Annotated in this window: 22 protein-coding genes; 4 read left to right on the forward strand and 18 right to left on the reverse strand. The window is 56.4% G+C overall.

All coding sequences use genetic code 11. From position 1 onward, the window contains the following. Positions 1-26: 26 nt before the first annotated feature. Positions 27-914: a Cof-type HAD-IIB family hydrolase gene (locus QMG40_RS06555; RefSeq protein WP_283529247.1), complete on the reverse strand. Its 888-nt coding sequence runs from the start codon at positions 912-914 to the stop codon at positions 27-29. A gap of 119 nt (positions 915-1033) precedes the next feature. Here QMG40_RS06555 and QMG40_RS06560 point away from each other — a divergent pair, with 119 nt between their 5' ends. Both QMG40_RS06560 and QMG40_RS06565 read left to right on the forward strand, forming a co-directional pair. Continuing rightward, positions 1034-1333 (forward strand): type II toxin-antitoxin system VapB family antitoxin, encoded by a 300-nt coding sequence (locus QMG40_RS06560; protein ID WP_283529249.1) that lies wholly within the window; start codon positions 1034-1036, stop codon positions 1331-1333. Between the two features lie 136 nt (positions 1334-1469). After that, entirely contained in the window at positions 1470-2147 is a 678-nt protein-coding gene (locus QMG40_RS06565; RefSeq protein ID WP_283529251.1) for a LytR C-terminal domain-containing protein, read from the forward strand. Between the two features lie 49 nt (positions 2148-2196). Here QMG40_RS06565 and QMG40_RS06570 read toward each other — a convergent pair whose 3' ends face one another. From QMG40_RS06570 to QMG40_RS06580, 3 genes are read right to left on the reverse strand one after another with little or no spacing between them, the layout of a single operon-like run. Next, the gene (locus tag QMG40_RS06570; protein WP_283529253.1) at positions 2197-2823 is read right to left on the reverse strand and encodes a TetR/AcrR family transcriptional regulator; all 627 of its coding nucleotides are present in this window, start codon (positions 2821-2823) and stop codon (positions 2197-2199) included. 58 nt (positions 2824-2881) lie between these two features. Continuing rightward, on the reverse strand, positions 2882-4144 hold the full coding sequence (locus QMG40_RS06575) for a type II toxin-antitoxin system HipA family toxin (protein WP_283529255.1): 1263 nt from the start codon (positions 4142-4144) through the stop codon (positions 2882-2884). After that, positions 4141-4347 carry a helix-turn-helix domain-containing protein gene (locus QMG40_RS06580; RefSeq protein ID WP_283529257.1) on the reverse strand — a complete coding sequence of 69 codons (207 nt, stop codon included), beginning with the start codon at positions 4345-4347 and terminating at the stop codon, positions 4141-4143. The genes QMG40_RS06575 and QMG40_RS06580 overlap by 4 nt, the downstream gene beginning before the upstream one ends. A gap of 182 nt (positions 4348-4529) precedes the next feature. Between QMG40_RS06580 and QMG40_RS06585 the strand changes: the two genes are divergently transcribed. Beyond that, positions 4530-5882: an MFS transporter gene (locus tag QMG40_RS06585; protein WP_283529259.1), complete on the forward strand. Its 1353-nt coding sequence runs from the start codon at positions 4530-4532 to the stop codon at positions 5880-5882. A 34-nt stretch (positions 5883-5916) separates the two neighbouring features. On the opposite strand, the gene QMG40_RS06590 is transcribed toward QMG40_RS06585, so the two are convergent. Further along, on the reverse strand, positions 5917-7437 hold the full coding sequence (locus QMG40_RS06590; protein WP_283529261.1) for a DUF5129 domain-containing protein: 1521 nt from the start codon (positions 7435-7437) through the stop codon (positions 5917-5919). Positions 7438-7615: 178 nt separating this feature from the next. Between QMG40_RS06590 and QMG40_RS06595 the strand changes: the two genes are divergently transcribed. Next, on the forward strand, positions 7616-9670 hold the full coding sequence (locus QMG40_RS06595) for a PhoX family protein (RefSeq protein WP_283529263.1): 2055 nt from the start codon (positions 7616-7618) through the stop codon (positions 9668-9670). 135 nt (positions 9671-9805) lie between these two features. On the opposite strand, the gene QMG40_RS06600 is transcribed toward QMG40_RS06595, so the two are convergent. From QMG40_RS06600 to QMG40_RS06660, 13 genes are all read right to left on the reverse strand, one after another. Beyond that, the gene (locus tag QMG40_RS06600; protein ID WP_283529266.1) at positions 9806-10750 is read right to left on the reverse strand and encodes an FUSC family protein; all 945 of its coding nucleotides are present in this window, start codon (positions 10748-10750) and stop codon (positions 9806-9808) included. Between the two features lie 48 nt (positions 10751-10798). Continuing rightward, positions 10799-12043 carry an ABC transporter ATP-binding protein gene (locus tag QMG40_RS06605; protein ID WP_283529268.1) on the reverse strand — a complete coding sequence of 415 codons (1245 nt, stop codon included), beginning with the start codon at positions 12041-12043 and terminating at the stop codon, positions 10799-10801. A 31-nt stretch (positions 12044-12074) separates the two neighbouring features. Further along, positions 12075-12917 carry a carbohydrate ABC transporter permease gene (locus tag QMG40_RS06610; protein WP_283529270.1) on the reverse strand — a complete coding sequence of 281 codons (843 nt, stop codon included), beginning with the start codon at positions 12915-12917 and terminating at the stop codon, positions 12075-12077. After that, positions 12914-13870, reverse strand: a complete 957-nt coding sequence (locus tag QMG40_RS06615; protein ID WP_459252969.1) for a carbohydrate ABC transporter permease — start codon at positions 13868-13870, stop codon at positions 12914-12916. Before QMG40_RS06615 ends, QMG40_RS06610 begins: the two co-directional genes overlap by 4 nt. An 11-nt stretch (positions 13871-13881) precedes the next feature. Further along, positions 13882-15192, reverse strand: a complete 1311-nt coding sequence (locus tag QMG40_RS06620) for an extracellular solute-binding protein (RefSeq protein WP_283529274.1) — start codon at positions 15190-15192, stop codon at positions 13882-13884. 342 nt (positions 15193-15534) lie between these two features. Continuing rightward, the gene (locus QMG40_RS06625) at positions 15535-16542 is read right to left on the reverse strand and encodes a hypothetical protein (RefSeq protein ID WP_283529276.1); all 1008 of its coding nucleotides are present in this window, start codon (positions 16540-16542) and stop codon (positions 15535-15537) included. Beyond that, positions 16539-16964 carry a PadR family transcriptional regulator gene (locus QMG40_RS06630; RefSeq protein ID WP_349361606.1) on the reverse strand — a complete coding sequence of 142 codons (426 nt, stop codon included), beginning with the start codon at positions 16962-16964 and terminating at the stop codon, positions 16539-16541. The genes QMG40_RS06625 and QMG40_RS06630 overlap by 4 nt, the downstream gene beginning before the upstream one ends. A 405-nt stretch (positions 16965-17369) precedes the next feature. Next, entirely contained in the window at positions 17370-17585 is a 216-nt protein-coding gene (locus QMG40_RS06635; RefSeq protein ID WP_283529279.1) for a hypothetical protein, read from the reverse strand. A gap of 517 nt (positions 17586-18102) precedes the next feature. After that, positions 18103-18309, reverse strand: coding sequence for a hypothetical protein (locus QMG40_RS06640; protein WP_283529281.1), 207 nt, complete (start codon positions 18307-18309; stop codon positions 18103-18105). A 34-nt stretch (positions 18310-18343) separates the two neighbouring features. Beyond that, positions 18344-19120 carry a hypothetical protein gene (locus tag QMG40_RS06645; protein WP_283529283.1) on the reverse strand — a complete coding sequence of 259 codons (777 nt, stop codon included), beginning with the start codon at positions 19118-19120 and terminating at the stop codon, positions 18344-18346. 1076 nt (positions 19121-20196) lie between these two features. Next, a complete protein-coding gene (locus QMG40_RS06650) occupies positions 20197-20523 on the reverse strand; it encodes a hypothetical protein (protein ID WP_283529285.1) in 327 nt (108 codons plus the stop codon). Positions 20524-20773: 250 nt separating this feature from the next. Then, on the reverse strand, positions 20774-21535 hold the full coding sequence (locus tag QMG40_RS06655) for a potassium channel family protein (RefSeq protein WP_283529287.1): 762 nt from the start codon (positions 21533-21535) through the stop codon (positions 20774-20776). 9 nt (positions 21536-21544) lie between these two features. Continuing rightward, the gene (locus QMG40_RS06660; protein ID WP_283529289.1) at positions 21545-21796 is read right to left on the reverse strand and encodes a recombinase family protein; all 252 of its coding nucleotides are present in this window, start codon (positions 21794-21796) and stop codon (positions 21545-21547) included. Positions 21797-21955: the final 159 nt, after the last annotated feature.

The raw sequence follows: 21955 nt of genomic DNA on the forward strand, positions 1-21955 counted from the left end.
ACGGACGTGGAGTGAGCGAGCGATGGTTAGTGGGGCAGGGCGTCCAACCAAAATTGCAGGAACGCAGCCCCGGCAAAGTCGTTGATCACCTCGTCACCAAGCCTCAGATCAGCGGCAGTCATAATGGGGTAGGGCTTGGCGGGAACGCCCTCAGCCGGCCGTACATCCACATGTTTGACCTGGTGATCCTGATGGTGGAGCCAGTCGGCCATGGCGTAGTCCGTGCGGGAATCGCCCACCGTGCGCCAGGCCTGGGGAATAATGCCTTGAGCTGCCAGCAGTTCAACTGCGCGGCTGGCCCCCAGATCCTTACCCAAACGCACTGACTCTATATCTGTGGAAATAATCGACGGATCAACGCGGTAATCAATACGGCCCGTTGACGCCGGCGCCCGGTGCTCAAGGCGCACAGCACCCAAGTCGTGGGTCGCCAGCAAAGCCAGCGCATCGGCGTCGAACGCTTCTTGCTGGGTCAAGTAGCCGCTGCTGTCCACGTCAACGTGCTGCTCTACGGAGACCATGGCCCGTTTGGTCTCGTCAAAGAACATGTGGCTGGCATATTTGGCGGCCACAAGATCTCGAATCTCATCGCCAAATGCTGCGGGCATCACAAGGGAATCATCCACGTGAACTGGACCCGAACCCTCGGGGGTGAAACTAAACCACACAGCACCCTTTTCGCAGATGGCATGCACCACGGAGCCTGCCGGTAGCCCGGCAACAAGCATCGGCGCCATGAGTTGCTCGGCGATGAATGCATCAGATCGTCCGGTGTTGAAGACCACCGGGATGCCTCGACGGACCAGCTCAATCAGGTTAGTGATGATCTCAGGTGACACCCGGCGGTTCACTGGGCTGGCTAGCGGGCCGTCCACATCAAGGAGCAAGGCAAGCGGAGGTTGCAATAAAGTCATGGATCCATGATCCCAGCGCTGCGTGCGGAAGACCAGTTTCGGTAACCTTTTGGCAACACACTCCGCGGTTCGATGGCACGACAGTTCCTTTAGGGACGTGAAGTCCCTAGTCTGAAGAGGTGATCTTCAAAGCTGTTGGCGACAAACGCCCGTACCCAGACCATGGCTACATAACGCCCAAAGACTGGGCGGGTGTTGCGCCGCGCCAGGTCAGGTTGGCTGAACTTGTCACTACCAAAGCACAGTTGGACCTTGAAGCGCTTCTGGCCGAGGACTCCACATTTTTTGGCGACTTATTCCCGCACGTAGTGCAATGGCGCGACACGCTGTACCTGGAGGACGGACTGCATCGAGCTGTCCGTACCGCCCTGCACCAGCGCACCATCCTGCACGCCCGAGTTTTGGTGATTGATGACTAGGCGCCCGGAGGAACCGCCCAAGAGCTCTTCCTCCGCACCCGACTCTGTCGATGAGGTCCTCTTGACCCCACGTGAAAAGCGAAGAGTGGTTCGAGAAGCGCGCCGGCAAGCCCTTGACGCCGCCTATGAGCTACGCATGAAACGTAAAAGGGCCAAGGACGGGACGTCGTGGCGTGGGCATCATATTGTTGACTCGCAGGGACTTGCCGAAGCTTTCCCGGATCCCGAAACACCGGAAATCTCTTCCAGCACGGTGCGGCGTCGCATCACCCACGGCGTCACTTTGGTGCTGCTGATAGCGCTGGTGGTAGCCGCCGTCGTACTAGTGGGTATGGTGCAAAGGGGGGAGCTCGTACTGAAATTGGGGGCCGACAAACCCACCCCGACGCCGGAAATTTGCCCCGCTGAAACACTTGACTACCCCGCCAATAAAACCGTCACAGTGAACGTTTATAACGGCGGGAGCATCGAAGGTAAAGCCGGCCAGGTGGCGAAGGAGCTGACGAAGCGCGGTTATCCCGTCAAGGCGATCGAGAATAAGTCCACGGACTATGCCTCGCCGACGGTTGTTATTTCAGGATCTAGCGGCCATGCCGCGGCCTTTAATATGCAGCGAAACTTCCCCAACTCCGAATATGTCCAAGATGACCGTGCGGACGGCACTGTCGATGTGATTGTGACAGGCCTGTTCAACGGACTTGTGGCCCCGCCCAAAGTGGATCAAACCCCGGGAGCTCTCTCTTGCCCGCGGCTCAGCCCACCACCCAGCCCACCGCCCAGCGAACCGGCGGTCACCGCGCCAATTGGCGGATAGTCAGGCTGCCCTAGCCGCTCTGGCCCCAGCTGAGCGCTAGAAAACGCCGCTAAGCAAGAACGGTTGGTCGGCCTTGCTCATCGAAAGTAGCGCCAACGCCCGCTTGGATAAACCTCACCGCCGCGGCAATGTTCTCTTCATCGGGGATCTCGGTGTTGCGCCGTGAAGCACTGGCTGTCAATGAACCGTGGATGAGCTGCACCAACCCTTCAACGTCAGCCTCCGGCAGGAAGCCTTGATCCATGCCCGTGCGCAGAATGTCTATTAGCAAGGTGTTAAGTTCGCCAACATGGACACCTAATTTTGCAAAGGACTCACTGGAGAGCACCGAGCGCATGGCTGGGCCCGGCGGGAGGTGCCGGCGGGTGAGATCCTCAAGCTGCGCGCGCACGTAGACGGACAAGCGGTCCACGGGATTCGCCAGACCATCCAACCTGGCCTTTAGATCGGTAACAAATTTGCCGGTTTCATCCAGTGCGTAAGCCACCAAAAGCTGTTCAAGGTCGGCAAAATAGTTATAGACGGCGGTTCTACCCACGCCCGCTGTCCTGGCCACATCAGTCATTGTCAGGCCCGGAAGGCCGTGCGTAAACAGGAGCTCGCCGAAAGCGTCGAGGATCTTACGCTGCGTTTGGGCGCGCTGTGCCGCGTTCGTGGGGGCGGCTATTCGAGGCATGCTGACAGTTTACCGGCAATTCGTCAGTAAAAGTGCACGGGTGGGTTTACGGTGGGTTTCACCGCTGGATTGCGGCGCGCCGAATCCCCAGAACGCGCACGACGGCGTTGCTCACGTGCCGCTCGAACGGCAGTTCCGCCGTGGTCATGACCGAGGCTGCCAGTGCCTTGTCAATGCACTTTGCCACCAGCCGCTCCGGGATGTGCAAGGCGCGGCCAAAACGGAGCCAGTCATTGCGATCCAATCCGGTGCGACTGCCCGCACTGCCTCCCACGGGTAGTGCCATACCAGGGTCACGGGAGGGGTCCCCGTCAGTCAGGTCGGTCAGGATGCCTCCGGGAACCCCGGCGGCGAACCCCTGCTCAATCTCCGCCGCCAGTGTGCACTGTAAATCGTAGGCAGGAGCTATAAACCATTCACCATTGGGATGCTGAAGCACGGAAATATTCTTGGCATGCAGATCACCATTGCCCGTCAACCAGGCAAAAAGAAACTGCAGAAAAATGTTCCGCGCCGCTAAGCCGCGAGCCGCACACATGCTTACTGCAGTGGCAGCAACTGCTTCACTGGGTACCGAATATTTTCTGCTTGGCCCCAAACCCATTAGTTGGGCACAATCCTCAACCGCCAACGAGCCAACCGGTGACCTATCAAAACGTGAGACGAGCAACGCGGCTTGACCAACGCCGTCGAACACCAAACGGGCATCCGCCACGGGGATTGAAAGTGCCCTGGCCTTGTTCAATAGCATGAACTCCGTTTCCACCTGGCGGGTGTGGCTTCCATCGTTGAACTTCAGGAGATAGGCGCGGGTGGGGTCCTTGTCGTGACGGTATGAGGCCGTGACCTTGTTTTGGGCACCTGCCAAAGCGGAGCGGTCCACCGGTCCGCTCTCCGCGCAAAAGTCAGCAAAACGAACGTTGTCCATCGATTTGTCCACCGTCAGCAGTGCCGGAATGCGCTCGGGTTTGGTGGCAGCCGGAACGATTTGGACATCGCCCACGGGATTTTCACCCGCGGCAAGAAGCAGTGAGAATTCATCGGTGAGGGTGGTTTTTGCGGCCCACCGCAGTTTGGCCAGGCGCGCACCTTCTGGCAGGAGGCCGGCGAAGAATGCCGGCACGTTACCGGGGCCGAATGTCACTGGGACGTCAAGGACCGGCAGGGTGGAGGCGATCGCTGTGCCGCCGTCGCTGAGGTAACCGGGCAGGTAGGAAAATACAACACCCAGACTGGGGTAGCGGGTCAATGTTGCCGCCGCTTGGCCCTTCTTATAAATTACTGCCTGAGAAACGGTTTTGGCATCTTCAGGATTCTTCATGAACCAGACACTTTCAAACTCAAGCTCATCCCCAGCGCCGATGCCACAGCAGTGAGGATGTCCAACCGCACGGTTGCCCGGCCATTTTCCAGGTCGCTAAGTACTCGCGTGGAGATGTCGGCCAGGTCAGCTGTTTCGTTTTGTGTCAGGTGCAACGATTTGCGCCTAGCCCGGAGGGTAGTGCCCAGATCGGTGGCATCCATGTGTGGTCCGGCTCTTTCCTGGTGGGTCTAGCGAGTCTGGCGGGTCTATGGTGCGTGCACTGTGCCCGTTGGCACCATCCTATGTGGCAAGCCACGATTTTCTGCACGATCTTACCGAAAATGTTTGTCTTGCATCGTGAGTACATAAGCGAAGCCGGCTCGGGATTGGCTAGGGTGGGGCAGTGAACAACTTTCTGGTGAAGAGGCCATGGACAGGGCGCATCGGTGCGCTTTTGGGCATTCTACTCATGGCCCTGAGTCTGCGCCCGGCCGTATCCGTGGTTCCTCCGCTGCTGGGGGAACTGGGCGGCGAACTTGATTTTGACGCCAGCAGCACGGGTCTGCTCGCCATGTTGCCGCCGCTCATGTTCGCCGTCTTTGGTCTGAGCACGCCTGTGCTGATTCGTCGGTTTGGGCTTGAAAAAGTTCTAGTTGCGTCCATACTGCTCGCCATGGGCGGGCAGTTGGTCCGTGCCCTCACAGTTGATGTCTGGTCCTTCCTGTCTCTCACGGCAGTGGTCATGGCCGGGTATGGGATTGGCAACGTGGTGCTGCCACCACTGGTTAAGAAGTACTTCCCTGACCGCGTGGGTATCTTGACCGCCGGGTACGTGACGCTTTTAGCTGTTGGCACTGCCATCAGCCCGCAACTTGCCGTACCCGTTGCTGCCGGAAGTAATTGGCGGGTCTCCGTGGGGATGTGGGCCTCGATGAGTTTTCTGGTCCTGCTGCCATGGGTTAGCCAATTCCTGCGGGACCGAAAGCAGAAGAACCGTATCGCTAGTGATGGACGGGACGACGCCGGAGCTCCCGCCCATCTGGGCGCGGCCAGCCTCAACAACGCCGCTGCTGACAACGCCGCTGCATACAACGCCGCTGCCAACAACAAGGCAGAAATTCCCAAGCTCAGGCCATGGCGTTCGCCGGTTGCGTGGGGCCTAGCTATCTTTCTGGCTGGAAATTCCGCTCAAACCTACGTCTATTTCACTTGGTTGCCGCCATATCTCTCCAGCCAAGGTCTGGACTCGTCGACCGCGGGCACCGCGCTGGCATATTTCGCTATTGTGGGTCTGCCCGTGAGCTTGTTGGTGCCGTTGTGGGTTCCTCGATTGAAAAACCCGATTGTGGCTGTCAGTGTCTTCGCGGTGTGTTGGTGCATCGGTCACGTTGGTCTCTACCTGGCCCCAATGGACGGCACGTGGTTGTGGGTTACCTTTGCCGGCTTGGGGCAGGGCACCTTTGCCACCGCTTTGCTGATGGTCAATTTGCGCTCGCGGACCACTCACGGCTCATCGGTGCTCTCCGGTTTTAGCCAAGGCATCGGCTATGCCGGGGCGGGTATTGCGCCGCTTTTCTTTGGCTCCATGCATGACACGACAGGTTCTTGGGCGGGATCATTCGCCATGCTTGGCATTTGCTTGGTCGTCATGATGGCCGGTGCAGTGATGATAAATGCCAAACGTTACATCGAGGATTCAGAAGAGCAACCTAGCGTTCCTGATGCCACAGGACATGGAGTGAAGCTCGCGGACTAAAGGGCAGCCGCTGCCCCTGGTGCACGGCAGCATGCTAGAAGCTTGACGAGCTGCCAGAGCCAGAGAAGCTGCCGCCGCTGGATCCATAGCCTGTACTGCTGCCGGAACTGGCGTCGCTGCGTGCGGTATCGACGTTTCTTTGGGCTGTGATGTAGCCGCTGTTGAAGGAATGCACTGAATAGAAACTGTTCCAGCCGTAGATGGAGCCAAAGATGGTGGCTTGAGACATGCTGATGTCATCTCGGCGGCTGCGCTCCATGGCAGCACGCATTTTTTCCTTCTCGGAACTGGTTTTTGCGTACTTACCGATCATCAGCTCCGAATGTTGTTGCAGTAGCACCGTCAGCTCCGCGCGCATTTCTTTGAGACGGTCCAACGCCGCTTCGGGGGAGATGAGTCTTGATTGGAAATCTCCACCAAGCTGTTCAAGATCATGAGATCTCTGGGCGTGTAGTGACGCCAGTGCCTCTGTTGTTGCCAAACCCTGCGCTTCAGGTTGGGCGATCAATGCAGTGAGTTGCTCCATATCATCCATCAAGGGCCGTACTTGCCGCTCCCAGGCGCTTTCCCAGCCGGAATACCTGTTCAGGAGAGTGTTGGTATCAGCAATCACATCGTCCAAGTTATCCAGTTCCTGCGCAAGTTCGGCATAGCGGGCCACGATCTTGACGTTGCGGCCCTTCGACATGTCCTTATCAGTGAAGGAATGGACACGTTGATTCAGTTCGCCGGCTTCGTGATAACGCGTGCTGAAAGTGCGGTATTTTTCCAGCACCAGTGAGCCGTATGTGGAGGACTCCGGAATAGTTTTAGCATTGAGCTCCGTGACATCCAGGGCCAGACTGACACTGGAAAAAGCGGCATCACCGCGTTTAAGATGCTCGCCAGCCTTCTTCCGGTTATTCCGGCGAATGATCAGCACAGTGCCAAAGCCCAGAGCCGCAAGACCACCTGTGACGCTTGCGGTGATGATGAATGCTGCCGATAGATACCAGGGCTGGTTGATCAGCGAAGCACCCTTCTTGACGCCAGCAATGGTGCCGTCGGTCCACTGGGCTTCACGGAAAAGCTCTTTGGAAGCTTGCTGGATTGACTCCTGTTTACCCAGTGAAACTTTGCGGTCTTCACCCATGTAGGTGCCTACCTGGCGACCAGCAGGATCAAAAGCAAAAATAAAAAGCCCGTCAGCCCATTTTTGTCCGTCAGCGGTGATCCATTCCGGGTGTTTCTCACGGGCGAACTGCAAGACTTTTTCGTTGAAGTTGTCGCTTCGAGCGCCATTGCGGGTGTAAATCACCACCGTGGTGGGCTCGTGGAATTTAATCTGCTCCAGCGCTGTCATCAGCTGCGGGAGGTATAAAACTCCTGCGGTGTCTTCAACCACAATGTCAGTGGCAGTGACCTGCGTAGGCGCCGGTGCGCTGCCCGCGCTGCCCGCGCTGCCCGCGCTGCCCGCCGGTGCAATGCCCGCGGGTGCGCTGCCCGCGGTGGCGGCCGGGACAATGCCCAAGAGGGCCATAAGCATGAGGGCAAGAATCCCCAGAATCTTCTTCATAGGTTCAGCCCACACTGTGCCGGTCCAAAGCGCAAGTCCCTACCACGACAGCTCCACACCATGAGGGCGCAACCAAAACGTTGGCAGGGCGTTCACGCTGTGTTTAGAACTTCCCACCCGGCTGGTTTTTTACCCATGCCACGGTGGCAGCACCGAACAATGACAAAGAAAGTCACCGATGAACGCAACGAAGATGTTTTTGCCCATGCTCGGCCACACCAGGGGTAAGCGAAGCGCTGTTACGTGCAGCTTGAAGTGTGACAACGCCTGCTCCAAGGCCGTTTGCAACACTTCAACGAACAGTTATTTCCGCGATATCGCCTCCTTGGCCTTAACCCGACGGACGGCGCTGGGACTGGGGCTAGCCGGAGCCTTGAGTGCCGCCGTCGTACTTACCGGCTGCGGAACCGAGGCCGGCAGCGGGACTTCGGGTCCTACTGCCTCCGGCAAACTGGAGTTCACCCCCATCAAGGCCGTGGACGCCGCCGTGGATAGGTTCGACGTGCCGACTGGCTTCGGCTGGGCACCCATAGTGCGTTGGGGAGACCCGTTATTTACGGACACACCCGACTTCGATTTTGCCGCCCAGACGCCGGACGCGCAGGCGGGTCAGTTTGGCTACAACAATGACTACTTGGAGATTTTGCGCCAACCCGATGGCAAAAAGGGTTTGTTGGTGTGTAACCACGAGTACGTTAATCCATCGATCATGTTCCCAGCGGCACCGGTGGATGAGGCCGAGACCGTTGCGCGTCGCAGTATTTTCCGCAACGCCGTGGGCATGAGCGTGGTGGAGTTGGAACGGGCCAAGAGGGGTACGCCGTGGAGCTATGTGCGCGGTGGGAAGTTGAACAGGCGTGTCACTGTGGATACAAAATTTGAGCTGACGGGCCCGGTTGCCGGATCGGATCTTGTCAAGACAGCGGCAGATCCGGAAGGTCGATTCGTGTTGGGCACACTGGGGAACTGCGCTGGCGGTACAACCCCGTGGGGCACAATTCTCTCCGGTGAAGAGAACTTCAACGGATTCTTCCGCACGAACGGCAGTTCGGCGCAGGACCGCCGCTACGGGTTGGAAGATGAAGAAACCAAGATGGGCTGGGAGCTCGATGACCCGCGCTTTGACGCACGCGGGGAGGACCACCGCAACGAGCCAAACCGCTTCGGTTACATTGTTGAAATTGATCCGGAAGACCCAAACTCCGTTCCTAAGAAACACAGCAGTTTGGGGCGTTTCAAGCACGAAGGTGCCAATGTGATCGTTGCCGATAATGGCAGGGTGGTTGCCTACTCGGGAGACGATGAGCGCTTTGACTACCTGTACAAATTCGTTTCCAAGAACAAATATAAAAAGGGCGACAAGGCACACAATATGACCCTGCTCGCCGAGGGGGACCTGTACGTGGCCCAGTTCGCTGGCAGTGCTGAGTCGGAGATTGACGGGACAGGCAAGCTACCGGCGGATGGCAATTTTGATGGCACCGGAAAGTGGCTTCCTCTGGTTGTTGGTGGAAAGAGTGCCATCAGCAGCATGGGTGTGCAGGAAGTATTGGTCTACACTCGGCTTGCCGCTGACATTGCCGGTGCCACCAAAATGGACCGTTGTGAAGATGTGGAGCCGAGCCTAAAGACAGGCAAGGTCTATGTGGCCTGCACCAATAACTCCAAGCGCGGCGTGGAAAAGGGTGCAAAGGCTGATGAGGCTAACCCGCGTACCGAAAACCGGGACGGGCACGTCATTGAAATCACCGAAAAGGGTGATGACGCCACGGCTACGGCCTTCAACTGGAATATCCTCCTGCTGTGTGGCGATCCGGCTAAGAACACCAGCGCCTACTTCGGCGGGTTCCCGGTGGATCAGGTCAGCCCCATTTCCTGCCCTGACAACCTGGCCTTTGATGCGGCAGGGAATCTCTGGATATCCACGGATGGTGCACCTTCGGTGATTGGTTACAACGACGGACTGTTCAAGGTGGGGCTGGAGGGCAGCAACCGCGGCAACGTCCAGCAGTTCGCTTCCATGCCGCGGGAAGCGGAAACCTGTGGGCCCATCATCCACGAGGAGGAATCGATGGTTTACGTTGCGGTCCAACACCCGGGTGAGGACGGCGATTACGGTGCACCGACCTCCATGTTCCCCGACTTTGTGGCCGCTGGAGCCTCGCCGGCCGCCGGTCAGGTCAGCGGACCCCGGCCCTCAGTGGTGCAGATTTTCTTGGAGGGCGCCAAGTAAGTACGACGGCGTCACTTGCCTTCTCAGCGTTGGCCCAAGCAGCCGCCGTGCGTAGGACCGCGGCGGCTGCTTGGGGCGGCTGCTTGGGGCGGCGTTGCTTGGGGCGCGGCCAGCGCTCCTTGGGACTGTGCGCTTCTAGCCAGGGGTTGCTTCGCGTCGGGATTCCCAGTGCCGGAGCAACAACGCGATCAGCACCGCCACAATTATTCCCATCACAGTGAAAATGACACGCTCAATAGTCAACTCAAACCCGCGGTCCACATCCCCGAGGGAAGCGAAGATCAAAAGCATAGGCGTCAGAGCCAAGGCCTGCATGAGGTAAGCACCGCCCATGGAATACCAAACCAAGAAAAATAAGCACGCCACGGCCACAATGCCAGCTCCCCAAACAGGCAAGAAAACCACGGCAAGCAGCGCAATCACGGCCCCTAGAGCGGTTCCAATGAGTCGCCCGTTGAGAGTCTCTCGGCGCTGGTTTGGCAACGGCCGCAAGGCCATCAGGACTGTGACAGCAATCCAGTAGCCGTGGGGAACGTTGTTAGCTAGGGTCCAAAACATGATCGCTGCGCACAACAAACCCACAGCGATGCCGTGCTCCCAAGCAACACGTTTCTCCACAGGAAGAGTTGGGGCCTGGAATTTCAGCAGCCTGGTGATGAAAGCGCCTACCAAACCACCAGCGAGAATCCACAGAATCGTTGACCACCAGCTGAGATCGATGGGGCCAGGACCAAAAAGGATCACCATGACTGGGGTTAGGGAGAGTAGCCCAGCGGAGCGTTGGTTAGCGGCGGCAAATAAGATTGCGGAGACAAACATGAGTAGCGCAATGGCCCACGGCGTTGAACCTGCCAAGGTTGCCAACCCGCCAAGCGCGGCACCCAGAGCTACCAGGACCACGGCTTGGCGCGGACGGCTTACGGGGGTGACAGCCATTCCCAGCCCCATGGCCAAGCCGAATCCCATACTGGCTGAGACCCCTGCCAGGATGCTTACCAGGGCGGAGGGAATCAGGATTGCAACTAAGAGCTTCAGCGTTGTGGGCAGGGTTCCCGGTTGTGGACGGCTAAAAATTACCATAACGGCGTTCCTGTAGGCGGGGTTTTGAGCTGGTCTGCTTGCTTTGCCTCACGCCTCCTGCCGGGCAGAATCGATTTCCTCGGCCCGTTCAGCGTTGGCTTCTTCCGTAAGACGGGCGCCTTCCTCGGCATCACGGGTCAGGTTTTCACCCGTTTTGGGATCGAAGAGATGTAACCGGCGCGTGTCCAGCCACAGTTCCGCCGGACGCCCGCCACGAATCTTACTGGCGGCATCAAGGGTCACCACCACTTGCGGACGTAGTTCGTCAGCGTCCATATCGCGTGCCAGGCTGTCAAGCATTTCCCTGACTTCTGGGGCCGGATCGAAATGAATGTAGCCATATTGTTCATTGCCCAACCACTCGGTGTGGGTTAGTTCGGCAGTGAAAGTGGAGCCGTGGTGTAACTTATGCTCCTCTACTAGTGAAGCGTCCTCGAAGAACTCGGGGCGCACCCCCACCAACAACACAGGCAAATCCTTGCCTTTAGCTGCCTTCTCAGGAGAGATTTCAATTTCCCCGAGGGCAGTTTTTAGCATGTTCCCTTCGAGGCTGGCAGGCAGGAAGTTCATGGAAGGTGAGCCGATGAACCCGGCAACGAACAAGTTGATGGGCTGTTCATAGAGCTCGCGAGGAGAAGCTATCTGTTGCAGCTCACCCTTCTTCAGCACAGCAACCCTGTCACCGAGGGTCATGGCCTCGGTTTGATCGTGGGTGACATAAACCGAAGTTGTTGCCAACCGGCGCTGCATCTGAGAGATTTCAGAGCGCATTTGTCCACGTAACTTGGCATCCAAGTTGGACAGTGGCTCATCGAAGAGAAACGCATCCGCCTGCCGGACTATGGCCCTGCCCATGGCGACTCGCTGACGTTGACCACCGGAAAGGTTAGCTGGTTTACGCTGCAGATGGTCGGTGAGCTCCAGCATTTTTGCTGCGTCGTTAACCAAGCGCTGAACGTCATCTTCGCTGTGCTTGTTTTTAGCCAAACGCAACGGGAACGCGATGTTCTCAAAAACTGTCAGGTGCGGGTACAGGGCATAGTTTTGAAAGACCATGGCCAGGTTGCGGTCTCGGGGAGCCTTGTCATTTGAGAGTTTCCCGTCAATGAGCAGTTCTCCGGAGGTGATGTCTTCCAGCCCCACGATCATGCGCAGGATGGTGGATTTTCCACAGCCGGAGGGACCCACCAAGATGACAAATTCGCCGTCGGCGATGTCGATGCTGACATCGTTCACTGCAGGAAAACCGTCCCCGTACTTTTTAACGATGTTGTTGAGGGTGATAGCTGCCATGCTCGCGATCCTATTCTGTGAGTAAGGGTATTCAGCCCTTGACGGCGCCCTGGGTCAAGCCTGAGACAATCTGGCGCTGGAAAAGCAGAACCAGCAGGACCACGGGAATGGTGACAATGATTGCTGCGGCGGAGATGGCACCGGTGGGCGCCTCAAATTGGGAGGCACCGGTGAAGAACGCCAGTGCTGCCGGCACTGTGCGCGCTGTTTCGGTGGAGGTGAGGGAAATGCCGTAAACAAAGTCATTCCAGGCGATGAAAAAAGCGATGATCGCCGTGGTGAAGACCCCGGGTGCGGCAAGCGGAACTATTGCTTTGCGGAAGGCCTGCCAGGTAGTGGCGCCGTCCACTTGGGCTGCCTGCTCCAGTTCCCAGGGGATCTGGCGGAAGAATGCGGCCAGGGTCCAGATGGAAATGGGAAGTGTAAGGGATAGATAAGGGATGATCAGCCCCAGCCAGGTGTCGTACAAGCCAATGTTGCGCCACAGGTTGAACAGCGGGGTGACGATGGAGATAACAGGGAAAATTGATACGGCGAGTGCGGTTGTCAGCACCACTTTTTTACCCGGGAAGTCCAGGCGGGCAATGGCGTAGGCGCATAGGGTGGCCAGCACCACGGCGATGAATGTGGCAATGAGCGCGATGCCGATGGAGTTGCGCAACGCTGACAAGAATAGACCCTGGGCGTCGCCCACCAAGATCTGCTCGTAGTTCTCCAACGTCCCCGCGCCAGAGGACGGCAGGAACTTCCCTGAGGTGAGGTCGCTGGGTGCCTTGAAGGAGGTTGAAAGGATGGACGCTACCGGGAATAGCGCGTACAGCAGCACCAAGACGGTAATGACCGCCCAAATGACTTTTTGCTTTCCGCTTGTCATGATTTACCTCCCTGCGATCCGGCGAGATCCACTTTGAAGAGTTTGATGGCCACAAAACAAATGATCAGCACACACACGAACAGCAATACCGAGATAGCAGAACCGAGACCTATCTCCAGACGCGAAATAGAGGTGCGGTAGGCCAGCAGGGAGAGCACTTCGGTGCCGTGGGCGCCGTTGGTCATAATGAAGACGTTGTCAAAGATCCGGAAGGCATCCAGGGTTCGGAACAATACGGCCACCATGATGGCAGCCTTCATGTTAGGCACAATCACCTTGCGCATCCGTTCCCACCAGGTGGCGCCATCCACTTCTGCGGCTTCGGTAAGCTCACCGGGTACTTGGGCCAGCCCCGCCAGCAAGAGCAGGGAAATAAAGGGGGTGGTTTTCCAAATCTCCGATGCCATGATGACAAAGAGTGAGGGCCAGAACTCGGCGAACCAGTTCAAGTCCGTACTGATGCCAGGTATCCAACCAAACCAATGGTTGATGTAACCGGAGTTGATATCGAAGGCGTAGAACCAGGCGTAAGCGGAAACCACAGTGATGATGCCATAAGGGACCAAAATTGCTGTGCGCAGCAACCCTCGGAGGGACTTGATGGCCTTGTCCATCACCAACGCCAAAGCGAAACCCAGAATCAGTTCAATAATGACTGTGACAATCGTGATGATGACTGTAACGCCTAAGTCTCGCCACCACACCGGATCTGACAGGACAGTGATGTAGTTGGCGAACCAGATGAACGCTTTGTCATCGGGTGCGGTCAACCGCAGGGAGAACAGCGAATCCCAGAACGCCTGAAGGATGGGGTAGAGGGTCACGGCCAGCATCACGATGAAGGCCGGACCGGCAAGATACCAGCCCAGTCTGCGTTCGGATTTGGCCCGGTCACTAAGATTGGCCCGGCGGCGCTGGCTTTTTACTGGGGCGCCAGCCCTGGACTCCTTGATTGAGGTGGTGCTCACAGCAGCCTGTCCCCTCTAAGTACGGCAAGGATGAAATCTTGCGATTCCTGCGGTGTGGTTTTGGGATCCACCGACGCCGGTGGTGTCCAACGCTGCTGCAGTCCGGTGGAGATCTCGTTGTAGAACGGGGTCTGCGGCCGGGGTGCGGCGAGCTTGAGTGATTCACGGATGGTGGTGGCCATCGGGAACTGCTTTTCTACCCGCGGATCATCGTAAGCGGTGGAATTTGAGGGAGGGTTTCCATTGGTCACAAAGTACGTGGCCTGATTCTTGGGTGAGGTGATGCACTCGATCGCCTTGTAAGCGAGTTCCTTGTTTTGAGAGTGGGAGCCAACTCCTAAGTTGATGCCACCCAGCGGAGGCGCGGTGTCCTTGTCCGTATCCACTCGTGGATATAAGGCCCAGCCAACGTCATCAAGGACGTCCTGTTTAACGCTTCCGGCTTTCACCGCCGCATTGGTGGCCGGCCAGACAAAGGGGTAATTGACCATGAACGAGCCCTTGTCCCCTTGAAAAAGGATCATGGAATCATTTTCCGTAGAGGTGGGAAGCCCGGGACCAGCCAGGTTCTTCTTACCTATAGCGCCGATGATGGTTGCAGCCTGCTCACCTGCCGGGGTGGTCAGGCCCAATTTGATCTCATCAGCTTTGGCTCCGGGGTTGAGCAGGATGTGCCCGCCCGCGGATTCGATTAAGGCGTTGATCCAAACGGTCATGGATTCAGCCTGAGCGCCTTGGACACCCAGATACTTTTTCTCCTCGCCCGCTGCTTTCATGAGCTGTTCCCAGGTGACTGGCTTGGTCATATCCAGTCCGGCTGCTTTTGCAACGGACTTGCGGTACCAGAGAATTTGGGTGTTGGCCCAGAACGGAACAGTGACAAGTTTTTTATCCCATGTGGCCCCTGCCAGGGCGCCATCGAGAACATTCTTGGAGGTCCGCTCAGCAACGTCCGCAGGGACTGGAGCCAGGAATCCGGGCTCAGCAAGTTCGGGAATGAACGGAGGGTCAATGCTCATGATGTCCAGGGATGAATCGCCTGCTGCCAGACGGCGGGCCAGCTGCTCGCGCTGTGCGGCTGCGTCCTTGGGGAGGAGGGAAGTTTCGATCTTGTAAGCGCCATTGGCGTCGGTGGTGCACACCGCAGCAAGGTCCGCTTGGCCGCCGTCGTCCGGGTTGATGTACCAGGTGAGGGTGGGGACGCCGTCGGAGGGGGTGCATCCGGGCAAGAGTATGGTGCCAACTGCCAGCGCCGTAATCCAGGCCAAAGATCGAAGCCTTCGCCGTTTCCCGCCTGTACGATTCATGCCGGCACTGGTCCTTGGCATATTTACGTTCCCTCCCAACGTAGCCACCAGCCGGGTCCCTTACGCAAAGGCCCGGCCAGCTGTGATCTCCACCATAGTCGCGAGGGGTGCCCTTGGCTATGGGCAATTTGGGTGGCTATTTTCAGTCTTCCCAATGAATGCTCGACGTCGGAACTTTCCTTGGGCGCACGGGTCTTCTTGCGCTGGGGAAGGGTGAGTGGCAACAATGTGTCGTGTCTTGTTCGTTGGGCCAGTTCAAGCTGATGAGTTGGGTATTGACTGGGCGACCGCCACGCGTCCGGGGTAAGCCGAACCGGGCATCGAGTGAGAATTCAGGTCGAATTATTTTCGCCACGTTCTGATCGCCAAAGTGCCGAAGAGGCCCATGGCTCCCAGTGGAAATAATGAGCTCCACGTAAGCCCGCTGGTACTGAGGGTATCTACCGCTAAGACAACATACGTTAGCGCGATGACGGCATACAACAAGGCCTCTCTACGCTGCGATGCTCGCCGTGGCTTGTCGGAGACTTCAAGAATTTCTAAAGCGTAGACCTCAGGTGAACCGAATTCATCATAAGGATGAGAACATCCACTTTCATGCCAAAAATTCTGGGCTTCGGCAACTTGCTGCTGCGTTTCGATTCGCGAAAGCTGGTAGCGTCCGCGTAAAATTCCTGCGAGCTGATTGAACCATATTTCCGGTGCTTGATCGGAGAAAGTGGCCACGGGTGTCGGTGAATAAGAAAGTGCCTCCGAGATGATCAGTGCCCCCAGCGAGACTAGAAACGGCAGAAGTGTTGGGAGCTGGAGTAAAGCTGTGTGGTCGGACACCGTGGCAGCGAGAACAGCAGAGGAAACCAGCCCCACAAGACCGGCCAGCCACCAAGTCCACCCCCAGCGCACGTGGCCGGCATAACGCTGCTGGAAGCCAAAGAGCGCACCTACCAACGCTACTGTGCCACCCACAGTCAGGGATAACCCTGACGGTGTCAGGAGGAACGACCAACCGCTCACGATGAACAGCCCAATACTCAGGGATGCACCTGTCAGGCCGGTAGCCGTCAAGAGCACTTTCAATCGATCCCGAGCAGAAATTCCGTCGTTGCCAACTCCTGCGCGAATTTCAGCAGGCACCCGCTCTCGATGAATTTGCTCGGCGAATGTCACAGGGGATCCGAAAAGTTCACCAGCTCTACACCCAGACTCTTCGCTGGCTAGCTGAGCATCGTGGAGGGCTTCACTGGCCAACTCGGAAGAGATATTGGGCATTGAAGCCAGAGATTCCGCAAATTCCTGACCCCACTTTTCATCTTCTGGGTTGGACCATTGTCTTTTTGAACTTAAGTTCATTGAGGTGCTCCAGTTCGAGAACTTTTTGGTTGATCATCCGTATTTTTTTGGGGACCAGATTGCGGAATCAAAACATCCTTTATTCTCATCGCAAAAGGCTCCCAGTGGTGCTGGAAATCATTGAGCTGCTCGCCACCTGCTGCGGTTATTGTGTAGACCTTGCGTCCGGGCCCACCTTCGCCCTCCTGCCACTTCGACGTTAGAAGACCGTCGTGTTCAAGCCGAGCAAGAACGGGATACAAAGCGCCACCTTTGATCGGTCCAATCCCGCTCAATTGCAGCTGTTGCACCACGTAATACCCATGAGCACTTCCAGAAGACAAAATTGCTAACGCGCAAGTGGGTAGCACTCCGCGCAGCCACTCTTTCCATGCTCGAGGAGGCAGGCGCTTTGGCGATCTTGATTGTGAGGTCCTACTCACCCTTCGAGGTTACCGCTCAACTCCGAGCGGCGGGTTGCTGCGAGCCACCTCTACGGTGCAATCCGGGTAGTTACTTTGTACCCGCCTCAGGTTCCCTAGCTTGAACCCCTGTAGCGTCACCTCCGCTGCGGCCGTCTAGGCCCTTTGGTTTGCTGTGTGCTTAGCGATCAACCCTTTAGGGAGTCTGTCTGTAGCCAAACGGTTGGGAAGGATGAGGGATAGACGATTCGTTGGGGCAGGAAGGCGTGGGAAGATCCCGGTCCTTTGAACAGCGCAAAAGGTGCTCCTCAGGCTGGTGGAACAGTGTCTGAGCAACATCGTTCCCCGAGCCTAGAAGCACCCTTCGTCCCGTTAGTCGACTCTAGCGGCGCAGTTGCCGCAAAACCCTCAGTGAATAAATTTGTGCTATTTCTTCTCTTCGAGTTTTAGTGCGATGCCAAGGGCAAAGAACGTTGGGGCCCAATGCCCAACGAAGATTCCCCAACGATCGGACTGTGCCTTGGAATGGTCTTTTTTCGCACGGCTGACCAACCAAGAGCTGAGGGATAGCACGATGGATGCAAAACCACCGGCGTAGGCATACTCACTCTTGATACCTGCATTGTGCAACATCTCGATCATGGGAACGCTCTCTTCGTGTAAAAAAATTACTTGGACAATCCGACTCTGCCACAAGAGACCCCAAAATTGAAGAGCCAAATATGAGGCACAGCAGGGCCAGCGCAGAGAACAGGACCCGTCGCTTAGCCGTGCTTTAGCGCGCTCCTTATTTTTCCGGATCAGTTCATGTCCGGCTGCGCCAGGGGGATGGCGGTATTTTATGGTGTCGAGGATTTAGGGTGTCGACGCGAGATTTCTCGAGTGTATTCTCCGTCGCAGTGGGGGAGTCGTCCGTGTGTGGTGAAGAAGTGGGTCTGCCTAGGGTTTGGTTTCGTTGAGTCGATGGCGCAAAAAAGCCTGTGTAACTGCCTTCGACATCTCTACTCGATCCGACGCGGTGTTTTGTGACCTCAGTGCCTCATAACCCATGGGTTTTGAGACTTTGCCGGCTACCTATGTCAATTGGATGTCTGTCCGGGACGGGTCACAGTGATGCCCCCCTTATTGCACACAAGGAGGGTCATCACTAATGTGTGTTTTAGGTGGTGGTTGTCCGCTTCGGGGGCCGCAGGAGGATCAGGGCGACAATTAGGATCGCAGTGATGCCTCCCAGTGTCACGGTGATCCAGAACTGGTGGGGCTCGTAAGCTCCGAACAGTGCCGGCAGGCTCAGGATCAAAGCTGATGCCATAAGGACCATAGCGATAAACAAGCCCATGAATACCCGGGTGGTTCTCCTAGTCATAACTGCTCCTTCGTACCGGGGGTAGGTGGGTGTCTTAGAAGCAAGTGGCCACGGCGGTAATTGATGCGCCGCCGACGGTCGCGAAGCCGGCAATACATGCTACACAGAAGGGCACGCCAACTCCTACTGCTGCAGCGGCGCAAGCACCTGCGCAGCTGTAGGCGATGATGCTTCCCACGACCCCTCCGACTCCTAGGACGGTCGCAATGCAAGCCCCGGTGTTCTTATCAGTGCTCGAGTTGGCATCCTTGGCTCCTGGCGTCTGGGACGCGACGAGGTCTGCTTCAAGTTCAGCGTCACTCATAAAGGCGAGGTCGGTGGCTTGGTTACTTGTCTGTGTCCCGTCGAGATAAGTCTCGATAGCGAAATTCCCAGCCTCGCTCTCGCTCACGAGGGTCTCAGTGTACTGGAGGCGATCGCCTGAGCTGTCGAAGACCATCGCGATATTACTCGTAAGGCTGTACGGCCCACCTACCGGAACCGTCACGGTCGTAAAGAGCCCCTGGTCCGTGGCGATGGTGCTGACCTTGCTCTCGGATATCTTCAGCGACTCCGTAGAAGCGTGGACGCTAACCTGGCTGCTGGAAATGGCCGACAGTGCCACAGCAGTCATATCCGCCGCTTCCTGTTCACCCACAGCTATCGTCGTGAGCACCGTCTTGTCAGCTACCTGGGATGTGCTCGCTGTCGGATTCATTGTCATCGGTGCTGCATTGCTAGGGGCAGCGTTCGCAGCGCCAGCGGTCGAAACTATTAGGGCCAATCCTGCGAATGAAGCAAAGAGGGATGGAATTCTTCTTTCCTTTATCATAAATTTGTTTCCTTTCTCGTGCTTTTCTCGCAATTTATGACCACACCATTAGGGCCTAAATAATAGGGTGAAGCCATACGAGAAGTAGAGACATATGAAAATATTCAGGAAACTTTTTTCCTGATGCATTTGACGCTATCAATGCATTTTTTATAGGTCAACCCCTAGAGGTGAGTCTTGAGGTTTCCTTGAATGCAGACCACCAGAAATATCACCTTGATCACGACCGTCACCTCACCGGACCCTGGGTGATCCCGGATGCTGCCTATGGGCTTGCATAGTGCCCTGTCCCGATTCATGACACATAAAATTCAAATAAGGAACACAAAAAATTTGCCCATGATTTTCATATAAAGACAATTCTTCGAATTTGCGGTCGTTGAAATCAAGGTTCAATCACGGATATTCGGTAGGTCCCGTGGATGCACGAAGGCTCGCTTCTCCACAGATAATAACCACCAGCAAATTCTCTTCCTATACTCATCTCGTGGCCACCGACGTAACCACTGCAACAACTGCTCCTAGGTGCCTCGAATCCCATGCGATGCGAAGCGCCTCGATGACTATCTGGTGCGCACCACTTCCCGTGGACATGAAGAGCGACATTTTTAGCGAAATGAATTGTCACTATTACAGCCTTCATGCGGTTCTGGTGCCGGAAACAGATCCCCGTTTCACAAGATGTGAGCAAGTCTATGGGACCACCTATAAATAGCAAGCATATGTCAGGATACAATTTGCCCGTTTGGATAGTCGACTGTTGTCTTCGCCTGTCCAAATGGGGGATTATTCAGATTTTTGAACTGGCTTTAAATGCGCATCGCTTTTCTGTGGGGCTAGGAAACCTAGATGAGAAATAGATGACATCTGGCGCAGGTCTTGTCATCAGCAAGTTTTATAGTCAGGATTATTAATGAACTGGGGATATATGAAAACTCATAGTCGCATTATTACTGGAGCACTTGTTGCGCTCACTGCTTTCGGCCTCATGTGAAGAAGGCGCAACACAGGAACTTGCTGCAACTCTGGAAGGAGTCTTCACGAGAGCGATTGTTCTGGACGATTCCGGTGTTGCCTCAATCAACGAAGCTGAGCTTCGCTCCATCCTTGGGGACGCAGAAGCATCCAAGATCATCACCGAGTTCACTGCAGCTCAGCAAGGATGTGTGCAGATTGCAGTTCGGCTTAGAAATCAACGTTGCGAGACCGATCCATAATCCGGTCTCAGCAACTGCGGCTTTCATCTGACTGAGGCTGTGCGAGTGCAGAACTGGCTTCACGAGTGTCGTGGCGATCTCGACTGAATCAGTTACATCTGGTCGCATGACACTCAATGCAAAGGTTGCTGATTCGTTGCCGCAGCTGGCGACGATGCAGGTGAGTTTTTCTACGATAGGTTCCATGTTGTTCTCCTCCAGTAATGGCCCCTAAGCTAGGCGGAACCAAGTATCGATCCAAGAGAAGCGAATTTGAGTGACGGACCTCTGCTGTGTGGGTGTCCACCAAGGTGTACCCGAGCGAACATAGTGGAGCCACCAGATAGCGTACTCAACCAGGGGTCTCAACTACGGACCCAGAGCTACATGGTTTATACCGAGATGAGGAGTTCCTTCTGCGCTCCCGGTGGACGTGGGACAAGTAAACGGTCGATGGTCACACGATGGGCAAAGAACCAGTGGCTTTGGTCGTGGCCGGTGTCTCTGGATTTTGGTGACGTGCTCCACCGGTCATTTCCAGACGTAGTGCCTTGATTTCTTGGTGGAGCAGTTCGATATGTTCGGCTGTCAGAGTCTGAGTTTTAGCGTCTTCGGCTGAGACCTTGTCGACCAGCCAGCTTGCCAGGGTCGCGGTAACAATGCCGAGTAGTGCTATGCCGCCAATCATGAGCCCGACGGCTATAAGGCGCCCCGTGGTTGTCACCGGGTACAGGTCGCCGTATCCGACTGTTGTGATGGTGACTATGGCCCACCACGCTGCCTCGGCAAAAGAGTGGATAGACGCGTCTGGTGCGGTTTTTTCGGCGTCGTACATTGCCAGAGCGCCGATGTAGGTCAAGAGCGCAGATGCGGCAATGACGTAGGTGACCACGCGCCCGCGTAGGGCGTTGCCAGCTACTCGTTGAAGGACTCCGATGAGGGTGACTAAGCGAAGGAGCCGCAAGGGTCGCAGCATTGGCAAAAGCACAATCGCCAATTCGTGTAGATGTTTGAAGAACCAGTTCAACCGTTGTGGCGCCAACCATAGTGAGATTCCGTAGTCAATCAAGAACAGTGCCCATGTGGTCATCATGAACCAGCCTGCTATCAGGGCCACCGACTCCGACGCCAGTACTTGGGCAGAATAGGCTGCTAGGAACAGGACTGAAATGATGATTAATGGCCACTCGGAGGCACGTTCCCATTGCTCTAAAGTCATGACGGAAGCCTATAGGTCCCTACTGGGTTCAAGATCACCGGACTGTGCATTGGCTAATTTCGAACGCTGTTTCTTTAGGGCGTGTGCTTGCTTGACGTTGGGGTGGGTGGCGGTGACTTCTTGTCGTCCTGCTATGCGTCCGTGAGAGGTTGTGATGCCATCGCGGAGGGAATGGAAGTTCATGCCCCGTGCTTTGAAGCCATCCAAGAGTTCGAGTACGTATGAGGTTTTGCGACCTGGTCTGTCCAACTTCCAGACCATGACTTAGTCTCTGTCATTGAGGAGGTCCAGCACCTCGTCGAGTTCGGTGCGGCTGGTTTTGGTTCCACTCATTCCGTTAGCGCGGTAGATCTGTTCACAACCGGTAGCTTCCAATCCACGTCGCGAGGTACCGACGCGCGGGAGTGGTTAATGAGTGTC

This window comes from Arthrobacter antibioticus (genome assembly GCF_030063205.1).
Lineage (GTDB): Bacteria > Actinomycetota > Actinomycetes > Actinomycetales > Micrococcaceae > Specibacter.